The organism is Saccharopolyspora soli, from assembly GCF_022678645.1.
Lineage (GTDB): Bacteria > Actinomycetota > Actinomycetes > Mycobacteriales > Pseudonocardiaceae > Saccharopolyspora > Saccharopolyspora soli.
In genome coordinates this window covers 77,213-93,456 of the sequence record NZ_JALBWV010000033.1, presented here as the reverse complement: position 1 = coordinate 93,456, position 16,244 = coordinate 77,213, and the positions used below count along the sequence as shown (strand labels likewise).

15 protein-coding genes are annotated in these 16,244 nt (G+C 68.7%); 9 read left to right on the top strand and 6 right to left on the bottom strand.

The window, feature by feature from the left end; translation table 11 throughout:
- Positions 1–130: 130 nt before the first annotated feature.
- Both MOQ72_RS24335 and MOQ72_RS24330 read right to left on the bottom strand, forming a co-directional pair.
- Positions 131–1,708 carry an alpha/beta hydrolase gene (locus MOQ72_RS24335; RefSeq protein ID WP_242187908.1) on the bottom strand — a complete coding sequence of 526 codons (1,578 nt, stop codon included), beginning with the start codon at positions 1,706–1,708 and terminating at the stop codon, positions 131–133.
- A gap of 338 nt (positions 1,709–2,046) precedes the next feature.
- The gene (locus MOQ72_RS24330; protein ID WP_242187907.1) at positions 2,047–2,883 is read right to left on the bottom strand and encodes a lysophospholipid acyltransferase family protein; all 837 of its coding nucleotides are present in this window, start codon (positions 2,881–2,883) and stop codon (positions 2,047–2,049) included.
- A 120-nt stretch (positions 2,884–3,003) separates the two neighbouring features.
- Here MOQ72_RS24330 and MOQ72_RS24325 point away from each other — a divergent pair, with 120 nt between their 5' ends.
- Both MOQ72_RS24325 and MOQ72_RS24320 read left to right on the top strand, forming a co-directional pair.
- Positions 3,004–5,487: an FtsK/SpoIIIE family DNA translocase gene (locus MOQ72_RS24325; RefSeq protein WP_242187906.1), complete on the top strand. Its 2,484-nt coding sequence runs from the start codon at positions 3,004–3,006 to the stop codon at positions 5,485–5,487.
- A 258-nt stretch (positions 5,488–5,745) separates the two neighbouring features.
- A complete protein-coding gene (locus MOQ72_RS24320) occupies positions 5,746–6,987 on the top strand; it encodes a sialidase family protein (RefSeq protein WP_242187905.1) in 1,242 nt (413 codons plus the stop codon).
- A 65-nt stretch (positions 6,988–7,052) separates the two neighbouring features.
- Here the strand turns inward: MOQ72_RS24320 and MOQ72_RS24315 are convergent, their stop codons facing one another.
- From MOQ72_RS24315 to MOQ72_RS24305, 3 genes are all read right to left on the bottom strand, one after another.
- Positions 7,053–7,622 (bottom strand): phospholipase, encoded by a 570-nt coding sequence (locus tag MOQ72_RS24315; protein WP_242187903.1) that lies wholly within the window; start codon positions 7,620–7,622, stop codon positions 7,053–7,055.
- Positions 7,623–7,767: 145 nt separating this feature from the next.
- On the bottom strand, positions 7,768–8,298 hold the full coding sequence (locus tag MOQ72_RS24310) for an amino-acid N-acetyltransferase (RefSeq protein ID WP_242187901.1): 531 nt from the start codon (positions 8,296–8,298) through the stop codon (positions 7,768–7,770).
- Between the two features lie 51 nt (positions 8,299–8,349).
- Positions 8,350–8,862: an amino-acid N-acetyltransferase gene (locus tag MOQ72_RS24305; protein WP_242187899.1), complete on the bottom strand. Its 513-nt coding sequence runs from the start codon at positions 8,860–8,862 to the stop codon at positions 8,350–8,352.
- A 129-nt stretch (positions 8,863–8,991) separates the two neighbouring features.
- On the opposite strand from MOQ72_RS24305, the gene rimO reads away from it, so the two are divergent.
- The 7 genes from rimO (at position 8,992) to MOQ72_RS24270 (ending at position 15,739) form a co-directional block, all read left to right on the top strand.
- Positions 8,992–10,428 (top strand): 30S ribosomal protein S12 methylthiotransferase RimO, encoded by a 1,437-nt coding sequence (rimO, locus tag MOQ72_RS24300; RefSeq protein ID WP_242187896.1) that lies wholly within the window; start codon positions 8,992–8,994, stop codon positions 10,426–10,428.
- Between the two features lie 136 nt (positions 10,429–10,564).
- A complete protein-coding gene (gene pgsA, locus MOQ72_RS24295; RefSeq protein ID WP_242187894.1) occupies positions 10,565–11,185 on the top strand; it encodes a CDP-diacylglycerol--glycerol-3-phosphate 3-phosphatidyltransferase in 621 nt (206 codons plus the stop codon).
- Positions 11,182–11,673, top strand: coding sequence for a CinA family protein (locus MOQ72_RS24290; RefSeq protein ID WP_242187892.1), 492 nt, complete (start codon positions 11,182–11,184; stop codon positions 11,671–11,673). The genes pgsA and MOQ72_RS24290 overlap by 4 nt, the downstream gene beginning before the upstream one ends.
- Positions 11,674–11,854: 181 nt before the next feature.
- The gene (locus MOQ72_RS24285) at positions 11,855–12,331 is read left to right on the top strand and encodes a helix-turn-helix domain-containing protein (protein WP_242187890.1); all 477 of its coding nucleotides are present in this window, start codon (positions 11,855–11,857) and stop codon (positions 12,329–12,331) included.
- Positions 12,332–12,604: 273 nt separating this feature from the next.
- Entirely contained in the window at positions 12,605–13,438 is an 834-nt protein-coding gene (locus tag MOQ72_RS24280) for a PspA/IM30 family protein (RefSeq protein ID WP_242187889.1), read from the top strand.
- An 11-nt stretch (positions 13,439–13,449) separates the two neighbouring features.
- Positions 13,450–14,304, top strand: coding sequence for a phage shock envelope stress response protein PspM (gene pspM / locus MOQ72_RS24275; protein WP_242187880.1), 855 nt, complete (start codon positions 13,450–13,452; stop codon positions 14,302–14,304).
- A 157-nt stretch (positions 14,305–14,461) separates the two neighbouring features.
- On the top strand, positions 14,462–15,739 hold the full coding sequence (locus tag MOQ72_RS24270) for a uracil-xanthine permease family protein (RefSeq protein ID WP_242187870.1): 1,278 nt from the start codon (positions 14,462–14,464) through the stop codon (positions 15,737–15,739).
- A gap of 133 nt (positions 15,740–15,872) precedes the next feature.
- Here MOQ72_RS24270 and MOQ72_RS24265 read toward each other — a convergent pair whose 3' ends face one another.
- A complete protein-coding gene (locus MOQ72_RS24265) occupies positions 15,873–16,190 on the bottom strand; it encodes an ArsR/SmtB family transcription factor (protein WP_242187868.1) in 318 nt (105 codons plus the stop codon).
- Between the last annotated feature and the right edge of the window lie 54 nt (positions 16,191–16,244).

Below are 16,244 nucleotides of genomic sequence, written 5' to 3'. Positions count from 1 at the left end.
ACACACCCCCCCCCCCGCCCCCCCCCCCCCCCGGGCCCCCCCCGCCGTCCGCGGGGGGGGGGGCCCCCCCGCGGGGGGGGGGGCCCCCCCCCGCCCCCCCCCCCCCCCCCCCCCCCCCCCCCACCACTGGTCAGCGCCAGTTGGACTGCACCGCTCGCTGCAGCGCGGCCGGTTGTTGGGGTCGGGCGGTTGCCGTTGCCACACCTTCCGGGACTGGTTGGGGCAGCGGTTCGCACGTGGTGTCCGGGCCGTTGCCTGGTTGGCGGGCCGGTAGCTTGCCGGTGGCCAGGTAGTCGGCGATCTGGTCGTCCAGGCAGGCGTCGCCGCTGAGCGACCCCGAGTGCGTCGTGCCGCCGGGCAGGCTGATCAGGCTGGCGTTGGGGAAGCGCTTGCGCGCCTCGATGGCGCCGGGGAACGGCGTCGCGGCGTCCAGTTCCTCGCTGATCAGCAGCGCACCGGCAACCTCGCTGCCATCGACGTCGACCGGCTTGCCCGGCTTCGCGGGCCAGAACACGCACGGCGCGTTGTACCAGGCGTTCGCCCAGGCTTCGAACGGTGCCTGCTCGTGGACGGCCCAGTTGTCCTTCCGCCAGGTCTCCCAGCTCTTCGGCCACTGGACGTCGGTGCACTGCACCGAGAGGTAGACCGCGAAGCCGTTGTCATCGCCGGGGCTGTTGGTCGCGTCGTAGATCGTCTTCAGCGTCTGCCAGTCGCCGTTGTGCACCCAGCCGGAGAACGCCTTGGCCCGCTGGTCCCAAACGGACTGCGCGTAGCCCGCGGTGAGGAACAGGTCGGTCCACTCATCGGAGCCGATCACGCCACCCGCTGGCTGCTGGTCCAGTTTCGCGAGCTGTTCGTAGTACACCTTTTCCACGTCGGCACCGGTGGTGCCCAGGTGGTAGACCGAGTCGTACTTGGCGATCCAGTCGAAGAAGATCTTGATGTTGCGGTCGAAGGCCAGGTCCTGGTTCAGATTGGCCTGGTACCAAACGTCGTCGGCGTTGACCACGCCGTCCAGCACGACCCGGCGCAGCCGCTCGGGGTGCAGCGTGCCGTAGACCTGGCCGAGGTAGGTGCCGTAGGAGAAGCCGTAGTAGTTGATCTGCTCGGCACCCAGTGCTTTGCGGATGCTGTCCATGTCCTCGACGACATCCGTGGTCTTGATGTGTTCGAGCAGTTTGCCGGTGTTCCCGCAGGCTCGGGCGTAGCCCTCGGAGCGGTCCAGCCAGGTGTTCTCCAACTCCGCGGTGGTCGGCACGTAGTGCGGGCGGTCGTAGGAGAAGTAGTTCGGGTCGCAGGAGAGCGCGGGTTGGCTGGCCCCCACGCCGCGCGGGTCGAAGCCGATCCAGTCGTAGGCGCCGCCAGCGCCCTTGGGCACCGACGCCCCGAGCGTCGACAAGGCCAGCCCGCTTCCGCCCGGCCCACCCGGATTGACCAGCATCGCGCCTTGGTACTGGTCGTCGGGCACGGTGTGCTTGATCCGGGACACCGCGAGCGAGACCTGCTCACCCGCCGGATCCGCGTAATCCATCGGGACGGCCAGCATCGCGCATTCCGCCCCGGCCTTCTGCAGGTCCTCATCCGCGCACTGTCCCCATTGGATCGGTGCTGGGTTGAATTCCGGTGCTGGCGCGGCAGTTGCTCCGACAACCGGTGACAAGCCGACCAGCAGGCCGACTGCCAACCCGGCAGTGACTACTTTTCTCACGATTGTCCCCGTATGTCCAGTTGTGTTCGCCCAGGTGGCGATCAGTGTGGACAGTTAACGGGATTCGTCCGGGTGGGACCCGGATTTTGGCGAAAATTGGCCCTCTCGGGCCCGTTTCGCCTCTGCCGCGGAGCAACGACGAGCCCGCAGTGTGCGTTGGATCTCGGGCTGTGCGGACACCAACTCGGCCGAGTGAAGGGTGAGGGGCACCCGTGACCAAGTTACTTGGTCACGGGTGCCCCTCACCCGGACTTCCCTTCCCAGTGCGCTGATCGGCCGCACCCTTTTCCACCGGCAGATCTAATCCGTGCGCCCGCTTACTTCCTTCAACGTTTCCGTCAGGGGCGCCAGGGGCTGGGTTTGTTGGTGGCCGGTCGGGTTGGGTCTTGGTGGTTGGGGGCGCCGGGTTCGTCGGCGCGCAGCGGGACCAGACCTGCCGTGATGGCGCGCATGATGCGGTCGCGGGCGCGTGCCGCGTCGCCGACCCGGTCGGCGGCCAGGTCGCCGAGCTCCACCGGTGCTCCGAAGTGGACTTTCAGCTTCGGGCGGCGCACCAGGGCCCGCAGCCACGAGGCGAACAGGATCCACACGTCGTGCGCGCTTTCCACCCGGACCATGCCGTAGCACATCGTCTCGTGGGCGCCCCACTGGCTGATCGGCACCACCGTGGCGCCGGATGCCAACGCCATCCGGGCCACCCCGGTCTTGCCGTGCTCCGGCCACATGTCCGGTTCCAGGGTGATGCGGCCTTCCGGATACATCAGCACCGGGTGGTGATCGCTGGTCAGCGCCGCGATCACCCGTCCCAGGGCCTCGCCCGCGGTGCTCTTGCCGCGGTCGGCGCGGACATGTCCGCAGCGGCTGAGCACCTTGCCCAGCACCAGAGTGTCGAACAGCCCGCCGGTGGCGAGGAAGCGCGGTGCGAGCCGTCGGGTCCGGCACGCCGCGATCAGCACCAGCGGGTCGATGTTGCCGATGTGGTTGGCCGCCAGCAGCAGCGGTTTGCCGCGCACCTCGTCGGGCACGTCGCCGGTGACCTCCAGCCGCCCGGTGAGCCCGATGATCGCCCGGTCCACCCACATCAGCGCTCGCCAGAACAGCGGCGCGTCCCGGAACAGGTTCTCGCGATCGTTCCGGCGTGTCGGCTCATGCGGACCGGACGGTAGGGCAACCATGATGTTCGAGGATCCCACGCGTGCTGGCCCGGTTGGAGCGGAACACCCGAAATAACGTCTGACCAGCGATCTCACGTGCCTGGTGTGACGAGAGAGGCGGCTGAGGATACCGTGTGGGGCATGGCGAGCCGGACATCGAACGGGGGACGTGGCTCGACGCGCGGTAAAAACGCGACCAAGAGTAGCGGCTCCGCGGCCAGGAGTGGTGGCTCGGCCAAGTCGAGCACCAGTCGCAAGAGCACCGGGAGCGCCAAGCCGCGCCCCGGATCGACCCACGCGCCCCGCCGACCAGCGCCGAAGCGATCCGCGAGGGCGCGTTCCAGCGGTGGCGGAGGCATCGCCCGCGGCATCGGCGGAGTCGTCCGCGCGATCGGCAAGACCAAGGATCTCGACCCAGCGCACCGGCGCGACGGGTTGGCGCTGATCTTCCTCGCGACCGCGGTGATCGCCGCCGCCGGTGTCTGGTGGCGGGCCGGTGGTCCGGTCGGGCACTGGTTCGACTGGGCGCTGCGCTCGGTCATCGGCATGGCGGCGTGGGCGCTGCCGATCGTGCTGCTGGTCACCGCTTTTGTGCTGATGCGGACCGAGACCAGCGCCGAAGCGAGGCCCCGAATGGTGATCGGATCGATGCTGCTGATCCTCACCTCGCTCGGCGTCCTGCACATCCTGTCGGGTTCCCCGTTGGACCCCGAAGCTTGGCCGAACGCGGGCGGTGCTCTCGGGTTCGTGGCTGGCGGCCCGCTCGCGCACGGCCTGACCGGTTGGGTCGCCGTCCCGGTGCTGGTGTTGATCGGACTGTTCGGGCTGCTGGTGCTCACCGGCACGCCGGTGCGCGAGGTCGGGGCGCGGTTGCGCGGCCTCGGGCGCGACGACGGGGCCGAACCAGCGGCTGCTGCCGAGGAGATCGAGGCGGACCCGGCGACGGTCAAGTTGCGCCGCCCGTCCCGACGCCGTCAGGCGGCGATGTCCAGCGAGGACCGCCAGTTGTCGCTGGACGACGTCCCCGCCGAGCAGCCGAAGTCTTCGAAGCCGAAGGCCGCCGCGGTACCAGCTACCCCGGTCGCCGAGGAGAAACCGAAGAAGACCAGCGACAAGCCCCGGATCAGCCGCAGCGTCGAGGGCGACTACCAGCTGCCACCGCTGGACGTGCTCACCGACGGCGATCCGCCGAAGAGCCGCAGTCGCGCCAACGACGCCATGATCGAGGCGATCACCGCGGTGTTGGAGCAGTTCAACATCGACGCCCAGGTCACCGGCTTCACCCGCGGTCCCACGGTGACCCGCTACGAGGTCGAGCTGGGTCCCGGGGTGAAGGTCGAGAAGATCACCGCGCTGACCAAGAACATCGCCTACGCGGCGGCGACCGACAACGTCCGGCTGCTGGCGCCGATTCCGGGCAAGTCCGCGGTGGGCATCGAGGTGCCCAACAGCGACCGGGAGATGGTGCGCCTCGGCGACGTGCTGCGTTCTTCCGAAGCGACCAAGGACACCCACCCGCTGGTGATGGGCCTGGGCAAGGACATCGAAGGCCACATGGTCACCGCAAATCTGGCGAAGATGCCGCACCTGCTGGTGGCCGGTTCGACCGGGTCCGGCAAGTCCAGCTTCGTGAACTCGATGCTGGTGTCGCTGCTCGCGCGGGCCACCCCGCAGGAGGTCAGGATGATCCTGATCGACCCGAAGATGGTGGAACTGACCCCGTACGAAGGCATCCCGCACCTGATCACGCCCATCATCACCCAGCCGAAGAAGGCCGCCGCCGCGCTGGCCTGGCTGGTGGAGGAGATGGAGCAGCGCTACCAGGACATGCAGGCCAACCGGGTGCGTCACATCGACGATTTCAACCGGAAGGTGAACTCCGGCGAGATCACCACTCCGCTGGGCAGTGAGCGCGAGTACCGGCCGTACCCGTACATCCTGGCCATCGTCGACGAGCTGGCGGACCTGATGATGACCGCGCCGCGCGATGTCGAGGACGCCATCGTGCGGATCACCCAGAAGGCGCGGGCTGCCGGTATCCACCTGGTGCTGGCCACGCAGCGCCCGTCGGTGGACGTGGTGACCGGCCTGATCAAGACGAACGTGCCGTCGCGGCTGGCGTTCGCCACCTCGTCGCTGACCGACTCGCGGGTCATCCTGGACCAGCCGGGGGCGGAGAAGCTGATCGGCATGGGCGATGCGCTGTACCTGCCGATGGGTGCGTCCCGGCCGGTGCGGGTGCAGGGTTCGTTCGTCGCGGACGACGAGATCCACCGCATCGTCACGTTCACCAAGGACCAGGCCGACCCGGAGTACACCGACGGAGTCACGGCGGCCAAGGCGGGTGAGAAGAAGGAGGTCGACTCCGACATCGGCGACGACCTCGACGTCCTGCTGCAGGCCGCCGAGCTGGTGGTGACCAGCCAGTTCGGGTCCACCTCGATGTTGCAGCGCAAGCTGCGGGTCGGGTTCGCCAAGGCCGGTCGGTTGATGGACCTGCTGGAGTCGCGCGGCGTGGTCGGGCCGTCGGAGGGCTCGAAGGCGCGCGACGTGCTGATCAAGCCGGACGAGCTGGAAGGCACGTTGTACGCGATCCGGGGCGGGCCGCCACCGGACGTCGAGTGAGCACGGGCGTCCCCGCATCTTCTCCGGATGCGGGGACGTTGCCGTTTTCCGCATTTTCACCAACATTTTCTCATTAGGTTTTCGCTTCGTTCGCATTACTCCGTTTGCGTCTTCTCAATTACGCTGAACGGAATTGTTCGGACGGGTCGACCATCCCGTTTTGTGCGATATTCTCCGGCCCGCTGGGGGCATTTGTCCGCCGCGATTTCGAAGGGCTGCTATCGCATGGTCGTCCGGAAAGTTCACGCCTGGTTACTGGTGCTGTTGTCCGTGTTGTTGCTGGTCGGTTTCCAGCAGTTCGCTTCAGGTGTCCCGGTGGCCCAGCAGGACCCGGCTCCGTCCGATGTGGACCATGGTGAGCTGTTGCGCGTCGGCGGCAGCAGCTATCCGCGCCTGGTGCGGTTGCAGCATTCCGGCGAGGCCAACGGCCGGGTGCTGGCCAGCATGACGACCTACGTGGACCGGGCCGGTTTCGCGGTGATCTACGAAAGCCGCGACGACGGCGCGACTTTCCAGCAGCTCGGCGAGATCCGCGATCCGGAGGGCGCGGACGAGAAGGGCATGTGCTGCTCGACGCTGTACGAGCTGCCGCAGCAGGTCGGTGACATGCCAGCGGGCACCCTGCTGTGGGCCGGAACCGCCGGGATCGGCGCGGATTCGGAGCAGCGGCACAGCAGCATCCGGGTGTGGCGCAGCGACGACCAGGGGCGCACCTGGAGCTTCCTGTCGACCATCGTGCAGGCGCCGGTCGGACCCGGTGTGTGGGAACCGGAATTCACCGTTTCCGCGCGGGGCGAGTTGGTCGCTTTCTATTCCGACGACGGCGATCCGTTGCACGACCAGAAGATGGTCCAGGTGCGTTCCACGGATGGCCGCAATTGGACCGACCTGCGGGATACGGTGAAGAACGACGAGTTCACGGTGCGTCCCGGAATGGCCGGTGTCCGGCAGTTGCCGGATGGCACGTACGTGATGGTTTACGAGGTTTGCAACTACGATCCGGTGCACATTTGCACGGTGTGGATGCGCACTTCCCAGGACGGTTGGGATTTCGGCGACCCCTATGACCTGGGTACCGAGATCCTGTCGGAAACCGGTGGGCAGCCGCTGGGCACGCCGACGATCACGTGGGCGCCGGGGCCGGGACCGAACGGCCGACTGCTGCTGGCGTACCAGATGCTCGCCAACGACAACGGCGGTTGGGCGCCGGGCAACGGGCGCACGCTGATGGTCAACGACAACCCGTCCAACCTGGCCCGGGGCTGGCGGGAGATCCCGTCGCCGGTGCAGATCAGCTACAACCAGGGCAGCGTGTGCCGGAACTTCAGCCCGACGCTGCTGCCGACGCTGGACGGACGGTCGGTCATCCACACCACCACCGATTTCGAGAAGGCCATCGGCGGGCCGTGCGAGGTGTACTACGCAACTGGGCCGATCGATCCGGGGACGGCGGCCACCGCCCACGACGTCCAACCCATCGACCCCCGCCCCGGCCGCTGACGTGCTGGGCACACAAGAGGGGCGCGCCCGGACTGAACTGGACGCGCCCCTCTCGCTGGTGGTGCTCAGCCGTTGGCACCGAATTCCACGACCTGCCCTTCGGCGTTGAGCGCGCGGTAGGCCAGCAGCGAGCCGTTGCTGGCGTGCACGGGCACGATCTGCGCCAGGTCCACGGCGTCCGCAGTCGAGGTGCTGGCACCGCCGAACTCGCGCACCGCGTAGTAGTAGATGTTCGCGGTGCTCCGGCATCCCAGGTCGCTGCCGCACACCGAGTACATGTCGGCGCGGAAGTTGTCGTCGATCTCCTTGCGGTTGGCCTCGCTGAACCGGTCCTGCGCCTTGTAGTTGCGGTAACCGAAGTCGTGCCGGTCGCAGCTGGTGCGGAACTCGTAGCCCAGCGGTTCGTCCGGCGACATCGAACAGCCGTCGGACGACCAGTCGAGCTGGTCGGCGTAGGGCTGCTCGGTGCGGGTCTCGGTGAACGAGTCGAGGGAGAGCTCGAAGAGGTACTCGTCGGTGACCTCCCGAAGCTTGCCCGGACTGAGATCGGCGTATGCGGTACCGGCGGTGAGCAACAGGGCCCCGGTGGCGGCGGCGGTGGCGAAGAACCCACGACGAGCAGGGGAACGGTCCACGGCGAGTCTCCTCGAATCCGAACTGATCACTCCCCGTGTTATAGCCGGTGCCCGAGGTGCTTGCGGGGCCCTTGTGCAACGTGCACGAGAACGGTGGACGAAGCGTTCGACCAGTCGGGTCAAGAAGGTGCGTCCGGTGCTGCGATCAGTTCAGGTCGAGGAGCATGCGGGTGTTGCCGAGGGTGTTGGGTTTGATGTTCGCCAGGTCCAGGAACTCCGCTACTCCCGCGTCGACCGAGCGGCGCATTTCTTCGTGGATCTCCGGGGTCACCGGGGCGCCGTTGACCGTGCGGAAGCCGTGACGTCCGAAGAACTCCGTTTCGAAGGTCAGCACGAACAGCCGGGCCAGGCCCAGCTCGCGGGCCAGCCCGACCAGTTGGCGCACCAGGCGGTGGCCGACACCGCGGCCCTTGACCGCCGGGTCCACGGCCACCGTGCGGATTTCGGCGAGGTCTTCCCAGAGCACGTGCAGGGCACCGCAGCCGACGACGCGGCTGGGGCGGTCCGGTTCGGTCAGTTCCGCGACCCAGAACTCCTGGATGTCCTCGTAGAGCGTGACGAGTTCCTTGGCCAGCAGCACCTCGCCCGCATAGGTGTCGACCAGGGACTTGATCGTCCGCACGTCGGCGATCCGAGCCCGCCGAATTATTATCGCGGACGACGTATAGTCATTCATGCGACCATCGTAGCGCCGCGATCTGGTGGCAGCATGCGCATTACCGCACTCCTAGCGGCACGCGCCCAGTCTCAGCAGCATGCGGGTGTTGCCGAGGGTGTTCGGCTTGACGTGGGCGAGGTCGAGGAACTGGGCCACGCCTTCGTCCGGCGAGCGGCGGATCTCCTGGTAGACCTCCGGCGGCACCGGGGTGTCGGCGATCGGCAGGAAGCCGTGGCGGCCGAAGAACTCGGTCTCGAAGGTGAGCACGAAGATCCGGGACAGCCCCAGGTCGCCCGCCGCGGCGATCAGGCGCGACACGAGCGCGCGGCCGATACCGCGCCCCTTGGCGATCGGATCGACCGCCACGGTGCGGATTTCGGCGAGGTCTTCCCAGAGCACGTGCAGGGCGCCGCAACCGACGATCCGGTCCTCCTGCTCGGCCACCCAGAACTCCTGGATGTCCTCGTAGAGCGCGACGAGTTCCTTGCCCAGCACCACCTTTCCCGCGTAGTGGTCGATCAACGCCTTGATCGCGCGAGCGTCGCGGACGCGGGCTGGGCGTACCTCCACGGGATCTGTCACGTTAGGTAAGCCTAACCAGCATGAGGATCAGGTAGTGATCATCGGACCGTAATCTTGGCCACCGCCGCCGATCCCGCCGCCGACGGGCTCGTGCGCAGGGCGGGGGAACTGGGACGTTAGGCTCGACGCATGCCAACCGAGCAGAATCACCGCCGAGTCGCCATGGTCACGCTCGGTTGCGCCCGCAACGAGGTCGACTCCGAAGAACTCGCCGGTGGCCTGCACGGTCGGGGCTGGGACCTCGTCGACGTCGACGCGGCCGATGTCGTGGTGGTCAACACCTGCGGCTTCGTGGAATCCGCGAAGAAGGACTCCGTCGACACGCTGCTGGCCGCCGCCGACACCGGCGCGAAGGTCGTCGCGGTGGGTTGCATGGCCGAGCGCTACGGCGCCGAACTCGCCGAGCACCTGCCGGAAGCCGACGCGGTGCTCGGCTTCGACCACTACGCGCAGCTCGCCGACCGGCTCGACGACGTCCTCGCTGGCCGCGCCGTCCAGCCGCACCAGCCGCAGGACCGGCGCAAGATGCTGCCGATCACCCCGGTCGCCCGGCCCGCCGCGGCGGCCGAGGTCGCGGTGCCGGGCCACGGTTGGGTCCCGGCCGCCCGCTCGGTGGCACGCCGTCGGCTCGACGACTCGCCGGTGGCCGCGTTGAAGCTGGCTTCCGGCTGCGACCGCCGCTGCTCGTTCTGCGCCATCCCGTCGTTCCGCGGTTCCTTCCTGTCCCGTCCGCCGGAAGAGGTGCTGGGCGAGGCCGCGTGGCTCGCCGAGCAAGGCGCCAAGGAACTGTTCCTGGTCAGCGAGAACTCCACCTCCTACGGCAAGGACCTGGCCGACCCGCGGGCGCTGGAGACGCTGCTGCCGAAACTCGCCGCCATCGAGGGCGTCGACCGGGTGCGGGTGTCCTACCTGCAACCCGCGGAGACCCGACCGGGTCTGGTGCGGGCCATCGCCACCACGCCCGGCGTCGCGCCGTACTTCGACCTCTCCTTCCAGCACTCCAGCGAGCCGGTGCTGCGCCGGATGCGCCGGTTCGGCTCCACCGAATCCTTCCTGGAACTCATCGAGCAGGTCCGCGCGCTGGCCCCGGAGGCGGGCATCCGCAGCAACGTCATCGTCGGCTTCCCCGGCGAGACCGAGGACGACTTCGCTGAACTCCAGGACTTCCTCACCCGCGCCCGGCTGGACGCCATCGGTGTGTTCGGCTACTCCGACGAGGACGGCACCGAGGCCGCCGACTTCGACGGCAAGATCGACTCCGACACCGTCGACGCCCGCGTCGAGCAGCTTTCCGACCTGGTCGACGAGCTGATCGCGCAGCGCGCCGAAGACCGCATCGGCACCGAGGTGCGGGTGCTCGTGGAGCGCGTCGACGACGACGAGTGCGCCGGTCGGGCCGACCACCAAGGACCGGAGGTGGACGGCGAATGCCTCGTCGCTGATCCTGGAGAGGTCAGGGTGGGCGATGTGGTGCGCTGCCGGGTGGTCGCCAGTGAAGGCGTCGATCTCGTGGTGCGTCCGATCGACGGCACGCCCGCACCGAGCAGGCCCGGGGAGCAGCCATGACACCCCCTGTGTCAACCTCAGTCCTCCGCAACCGCACCCCAGGGGACCGTGACGCAAACCAGCCACAAGAAACAACGAAGCGCGAGATTGAGCCCGACGCAACCACCACTGAAAATTGCGGAGAGGCGGACAAGTCATGACCGCCGATGGCGCGGCATCGAATTCCGCAGCGGCGCGGCCCGAGCCCGAAGCCGTGCCGCTGGTCAACATCGCCAACATCCTGACCGTTTCCCGGTTGGCGCTGGTACCGGTGTTCCTGGTGGCGCTGTTCTGGGCAGACGGCCACGACACGCTGTGGCGCTGGATCGCCACCGGGGTGTTCGCGATCGCCTCGATCACCGACCGCATCGACGGCGACCTGGCCCGCAAGCGCGGCCTGGTCACCGACTTCGGCAAGGTCGCGGATCCGATCGCGGACAAGGCGCTGACCGGCGCCGCGCTGGTCGGGCTCAGCCTGCTCGGCGACCTGGGCTGGTGGGTCACCTGGGTGATCATCGGGCGGGAGGTCGCGGTCACGCTGCTGCGCTTCTGGGTGATCCGGCACGGCGTCATCCCGGCCAGCCGCGGCGGCAAGATCAAGACATTGCTGCAGGCCCTCGCGATCGGGCTCTACCTGCTGCCGTTCGGCGCCTGGGCCGATCTGCCGCGCTGGGTGGTGATGGGGGCGGCGCTGATCGCCACCGTCGGCACCGGGCTCGACTACCTCGTGCGCGCGGTCCGGCTGCGCGCGGCCGGACGGGCGAAGGCGAACGCGTGATCGTCGAGCAGGTCGGGCTGTCGTTGTCGCGGGTGGCGGCGCTGCTGGAGACGTTGCGGCGGCGCGGTGAGACCGTGGCGACCGCGGAATCGCTGACCGCCGGACTGGTTTCCGCGGTGTTGACCGATGTGCCAGGTGCCAGCGACGTCGTCCGCGGCGGACTGATCGTCTACGCCACCGACCTGAAGGCGGAGCTGGCCGGAGTCGATCGTGATCTGCTCGACGCCTACGGCGCCGTGCACCCGCGAGTCGCGGAAATGCTCGCCGAAGGCGCGCGGCGGCGCTGCACGGCGGACTGGGGGATCGGACTCACCGGGGTCGCCGGGCCGGACCCGCAGGACGGCGTGGCGCCGGGCACGGTGCACCTCGGGTTCGCCGGGCCCGGCGGTGCGACGGTGCGTTCGGTGCGGCTGGACGGGGATCGGCACGCCGTGCGGGCTGCGGCCGTTCGGGTGGCGCTGGAACACTTCGCCGACCTGCTGCGTTGACGGTGAGGACGTCGTGCGCTGGGTGGAGGGCGCGCGTCGCCGGGTTGGGCCGATCGATCACCACACGTTCGCCCTGGGCGGACTTGACGTCGATCGTTCTCGTTCCGGCCCTCGGATGAGTAACGTAGGGGGCGTTCACGCGTAGTGCACGCGGTAGGCGACGAAGGAAGGGAGGCGCGCGATGACCGTATTGTTGCGGGAGGCGGTCGGTGAACGGCTGCGCCGCGCCCGGACCGCACAGTCTCGGACCTTGCGGGACGTTTCGCGCGCTGCCCGGGTGAGTCTCGGATATCTCTCCGAGGTCGAACGGGGCCGCAAGGAGGCGTCCAGCGAGCTGCTCGCCTCGATCTGCGACGCCCTGGACCTGCCGCTGCCGGAACTGCTGGTGACCGTGGCCGGTGATCTCGACGGAACGATGGTGGTGCCGTCGGTGGTCGACCAGCCGACGACGGCGGCGGAGATCGACGGCGGTCGCCTGGTGCCCAGCCTGATCGGCACCGAGCTGTCCGAAACCGACCTCGCCCAGCAGCAGTTGGCCACCGCGGAGGCTGGCACGGACGCCGAGCCGCGCGCCTGCGCGGAGCGCTTGCAGCCGATGCTCAGCCAGCGCATCAGCCCGCCGGTGCGCAAACCCGGTGGTGTGGTGGTCGCGGCCTGACGGCGCGGAAGCGAAGCGGCCCGAGCGTTGATCGCTCGGGCCGCGCTAGTGCGCCGTCAGCTGTCCGATTTCTGGCTTTTCGGGCCCCGGTGTCGGGTGGGGCGGGTGTTGCTGGTTCGATCTCGGGTGGTGACACCGGGTAAATCCCGGAGATCTACCGTGTTTGGTGGAAGCCGACACGACTACCTGACACGATGGAACCAGCGGGCCCACCCGGTGTGCGGTGGTGTTCGCACGGGGCAGCCGAGCAGCAGAAGAAGGCAGGCGGAGGAGATGGCCAATCCGTTCGTTAAGGCCTGGAAGTACCTGATGGCGTCGTTCTCGTCGAAGGTCGACGAGCACGCCGATCCGAAGGTGCAGATCCAGCAGGCCATCGAGGAAGCCCAGCGGCAGCACCAGAGCCTTTCCCAGCAGGCCGCGTCGGTGATCGGCAACCAGCGGCAGCTGGAGATGAAGCTCAACCGCCAGCTCGGCGAGGTCGAGAAGTTGCAGGCGTCGGCCAAGCAGGCGCTGGTGATGGCCGACCAGGCTCGCGCAAACGGCGACGAGGCCACCGCCCAGAAGTACGAGGAGACCGCCACCCAGCTGGCCAGCCAACTGGTCACCGCCGAGCAGGGTGTCGAAGACCTCAAGACGTTGCACGACCAGTCGCTGGGGGCGGCCGAGCAGGCCAAGCAGGCGGTGGAGCGCAACGCCCAGATCCTGCAGCAGAAGATCGCCGAGCGCACCAAGCTGCTCAGCCAGCTGGAGCAGGCCAAGATGCAGGAGCAGGTCTCCGCGTCGATGCGGCAGATGACCGAGATCGCCGCACCTGGCAACACGCCGTCGCTGGAAGAGGTCCGGGACAAGATCGAGCGCCGCTACACGACCGCGCTGGGCGAGGCGGAGCTGGCGCAGAACAGCGTGCAGGGCCGGATGCTCGAGGTGCAGCAGGCATCCCTCGACGCGGCCGGTGCCAGTCGGCTCGCGCAACTGCGCGCTTCGATGGGTAGCAGCCAGCCGCAGGTGACCGGTGGACAACAGCAGCAGGTCACCAGCGGTTCGGAGACCGCCGAACCGGCCACCAAGCCGCAGCAGCAGCAGAACCCGCAAGCCGGTCAAGCCTGAGCGAGCGCGGCGTGAAGTCCCGCAAGCAGGAGCTGGCGCAGTTGGGCGAGGCCGCGCTGGAGCAGTTGCGCGGCCCCGTCTTCTCCGAGGTGCGTCGGAAGTTCGCCAGCTGGCGTGATCCGCGGGCCCGACTGATCCGACAGCGCAAACGAGCCAAGCGAACGGCCACCGGCAGCGCGGTTACCGCCGGTGTGTTCGGTGCTGGCTCGGCTGCCTCGGCGTCGCTGCCGGAGATTTGGAGCTCGTTGGGTGACCTGGCCTGGTTGTTCCAGGGCACGGCGACCTTCGGACTCGGCGGGATCGCCGTGATCAGCGGGGTGGGAGCGGTTGGCGCGGGGTTGAAGTACCGACGCCTGAAGCGGACCCCGCTGCCCGAACCGCTACCGGAACCCGTGGCGTTGCCCCCGCAGGGGTCGGCAGCGCGGGATCCCATGCAGCGCCTGCGCGATGCGGAGCTGAGCTTGCACGGTGCGTTGGCGCAGCTGACGTCGGCGGGCGCGGGTAGCGCCGCAGCCGATGCTCGCGGCACCGCGGACAGCGCAGCCGCGGAGCTGCGGCGAGTCGCGGAGCGACTGCTCGCCGTGGAGGCGGCGATCCGGCACGCGCCAGCGGCGGAGCAGTCCGCGCTGCGGGCTGACGTGCAGCGGCTGCGGGCGGAGTTGGACGAGGGCATCGACGGGTACGGCGGGTTGGTGGCTGCGGCGGGGCGGGCGGTGGCCGCCAGCGGCGCGCCGGAGCAGAAGCACCTGCTGCAGGACGCGACGGATCGGTTGGCCGGGCTCGCGGCCGGTCTGCGGGAGCTGTCCGGCGGTGGTGTGCCCGCGCCGGAGCAGCCGGAGCAGCAGCGCCGATCCGATCCGGCGTGACGCGACACGCCGCACTGCAATTACCGCTGGTAGTCGGTGTTTCGTTGGATTCGTAGCGGTTTTGCTTGATTGTGTGATGCGAAATAGTAATCTTCCCCCAGTCATCACATGCCGTGGCAGGAGATCCACCTGACCGAGCGGCTCGGGGGAGGACGATGTGGCGTTGTGGACCGTGCACGGCAACGGTCGACGCCTGGTGCGCGATGCCGTCGTGGCCTCCGAGGAACGGCTGAGCTGGCCGCTGACCATCGGTTTCGGGTTGCAGCACCTGCTGGCGATGTTCGGCACTACGACCCTCGTGCCGCTGCTCACCGGCTTCCCGGTGACGACCACCCTGCTGCTCTCCGGTCTCGGCACGCTGCTGTTCCTGCTGCTCACCCGGAACCGGGTGCCCAGCTACCTGGGCGCGTCGGTGGCCTTCGTGGTGCCCCTGGGCGCGGCGTCGGACGAGGCCGGTGCGAGCCCGTCCGCCCTGCTCGGTGGCGTCATGGTGGTCGGCCTGGTGGTGATCGCCGTCGGCGTCGCGGTCAAGGCGCTGGGCGTGCGGCTGCTGGAGTCCGCGATGCCGCCCGTGGTGACCGGGGCGATCGTGCTGATGATCGGTCTGAGCCTCGCGCCGCAGTCGGTGTCCTCGTTCGACCAGCAGCGGGTGCCCGCTGCGCTGACGTTGGGCACGGTCGTGCTGCTCACCGTCATCAGCCGGGGCATGGCCGGGCGGGCCGCGGTGCTGATCGGCGTGCTGGTCGGGTGGGGCTATTCCGCGCTGGCTGGCGATCTGGCCCAGGAGCGGGTCGACGAGCTGATCGCCGCGCCCTGGTTCGGACTGCCCCAGCTGATCACCCCGCAGGTGCACATCTCGGTGATGCCGTTCGTGCTGCCGCTGGTGGTGGTGCTCGTCGCGGAGCACGTCGCGCATCTGAAGGCGGTCGCCGCGATGAGCGGCCGCGACCTCGACCCCTACGTCGGGGACGCGCTGATCGGCGGCGGGCTGGCCACCACGTTGTCCGGCTCGGCGGGCGGCTCGGCGCTGAGCAGCTACGCGGCGAACATCGGGGTGATGGCCGCGACCCGCGTCTATTCGACGGCTGCGTGCCTGGTCGCGGCGTTGGCCGCGATCGTGCTCTCGTTCTCCCCGAAGCTCGGGGCGTTGATCAACACGATTCCGCTCGGTGTGCTCGGCGGTGCGACGCTGGTGCTGTTCGGACTGCTCGCGCTGGTCGGCGCGCGGATCTGGCTGGACGCGCGGGTGGATCTCGCCGACCCGGTGAACCTGGTGGTGCTGGGTACGGCGGTGATCGCCGGGGTCGGTGATCTGACCTTGCAGGTGGGCGAACTCCGGGTCACCGGCATGGTGTGGGGCTCGGTCGGCATCGTGCTGGTCTACCCGCTGCTGCGCCGCCTCGCTGATGCCCGCAACGCCGCCCGCGAGCGCTGACCCCGAGCCTTCTCTGCAGCACCTTCGAACCTCCATTGTGGACGATTCGATTGGCTTGCCGACCGATCGAGGCGTTGATCGGATGCGGTGATCGGTAAGGCCAGGTGTCGCGAAGTTCCACGAGGAATTGCGATCACGGGCTCCCGAGCACCGCCTGCAGGAGGCCGGGGAAACGCGTCTCCATGTCGTCGCGGCGCACTCTGACGATCCGCTTGCGCCCCTCGGTGGTGGTCCTGGTCAGGCCTGCCTCGCGGAGGACGCGGTAGTGGTGGGAGATGGTCGGATTGCTCAGGTCGAGGTCGGCCTCCTCGATGAGGACGGCGCAGTCGATCGGCTCCGTGGCGCGGTACAGCGCGGTCATGAGTGCCCGCCTGCTGGGGTCGGCGAGCGCGTTGAGGATGACGGTGAGATCGAAGGAGTCGACCGAGGGCTCGGGCAGTGTGCGCGGCATCCGTGGCCTCCGCTCAATTCTTTGACGGACATCGAATCATAGTCTAGCTTTCAT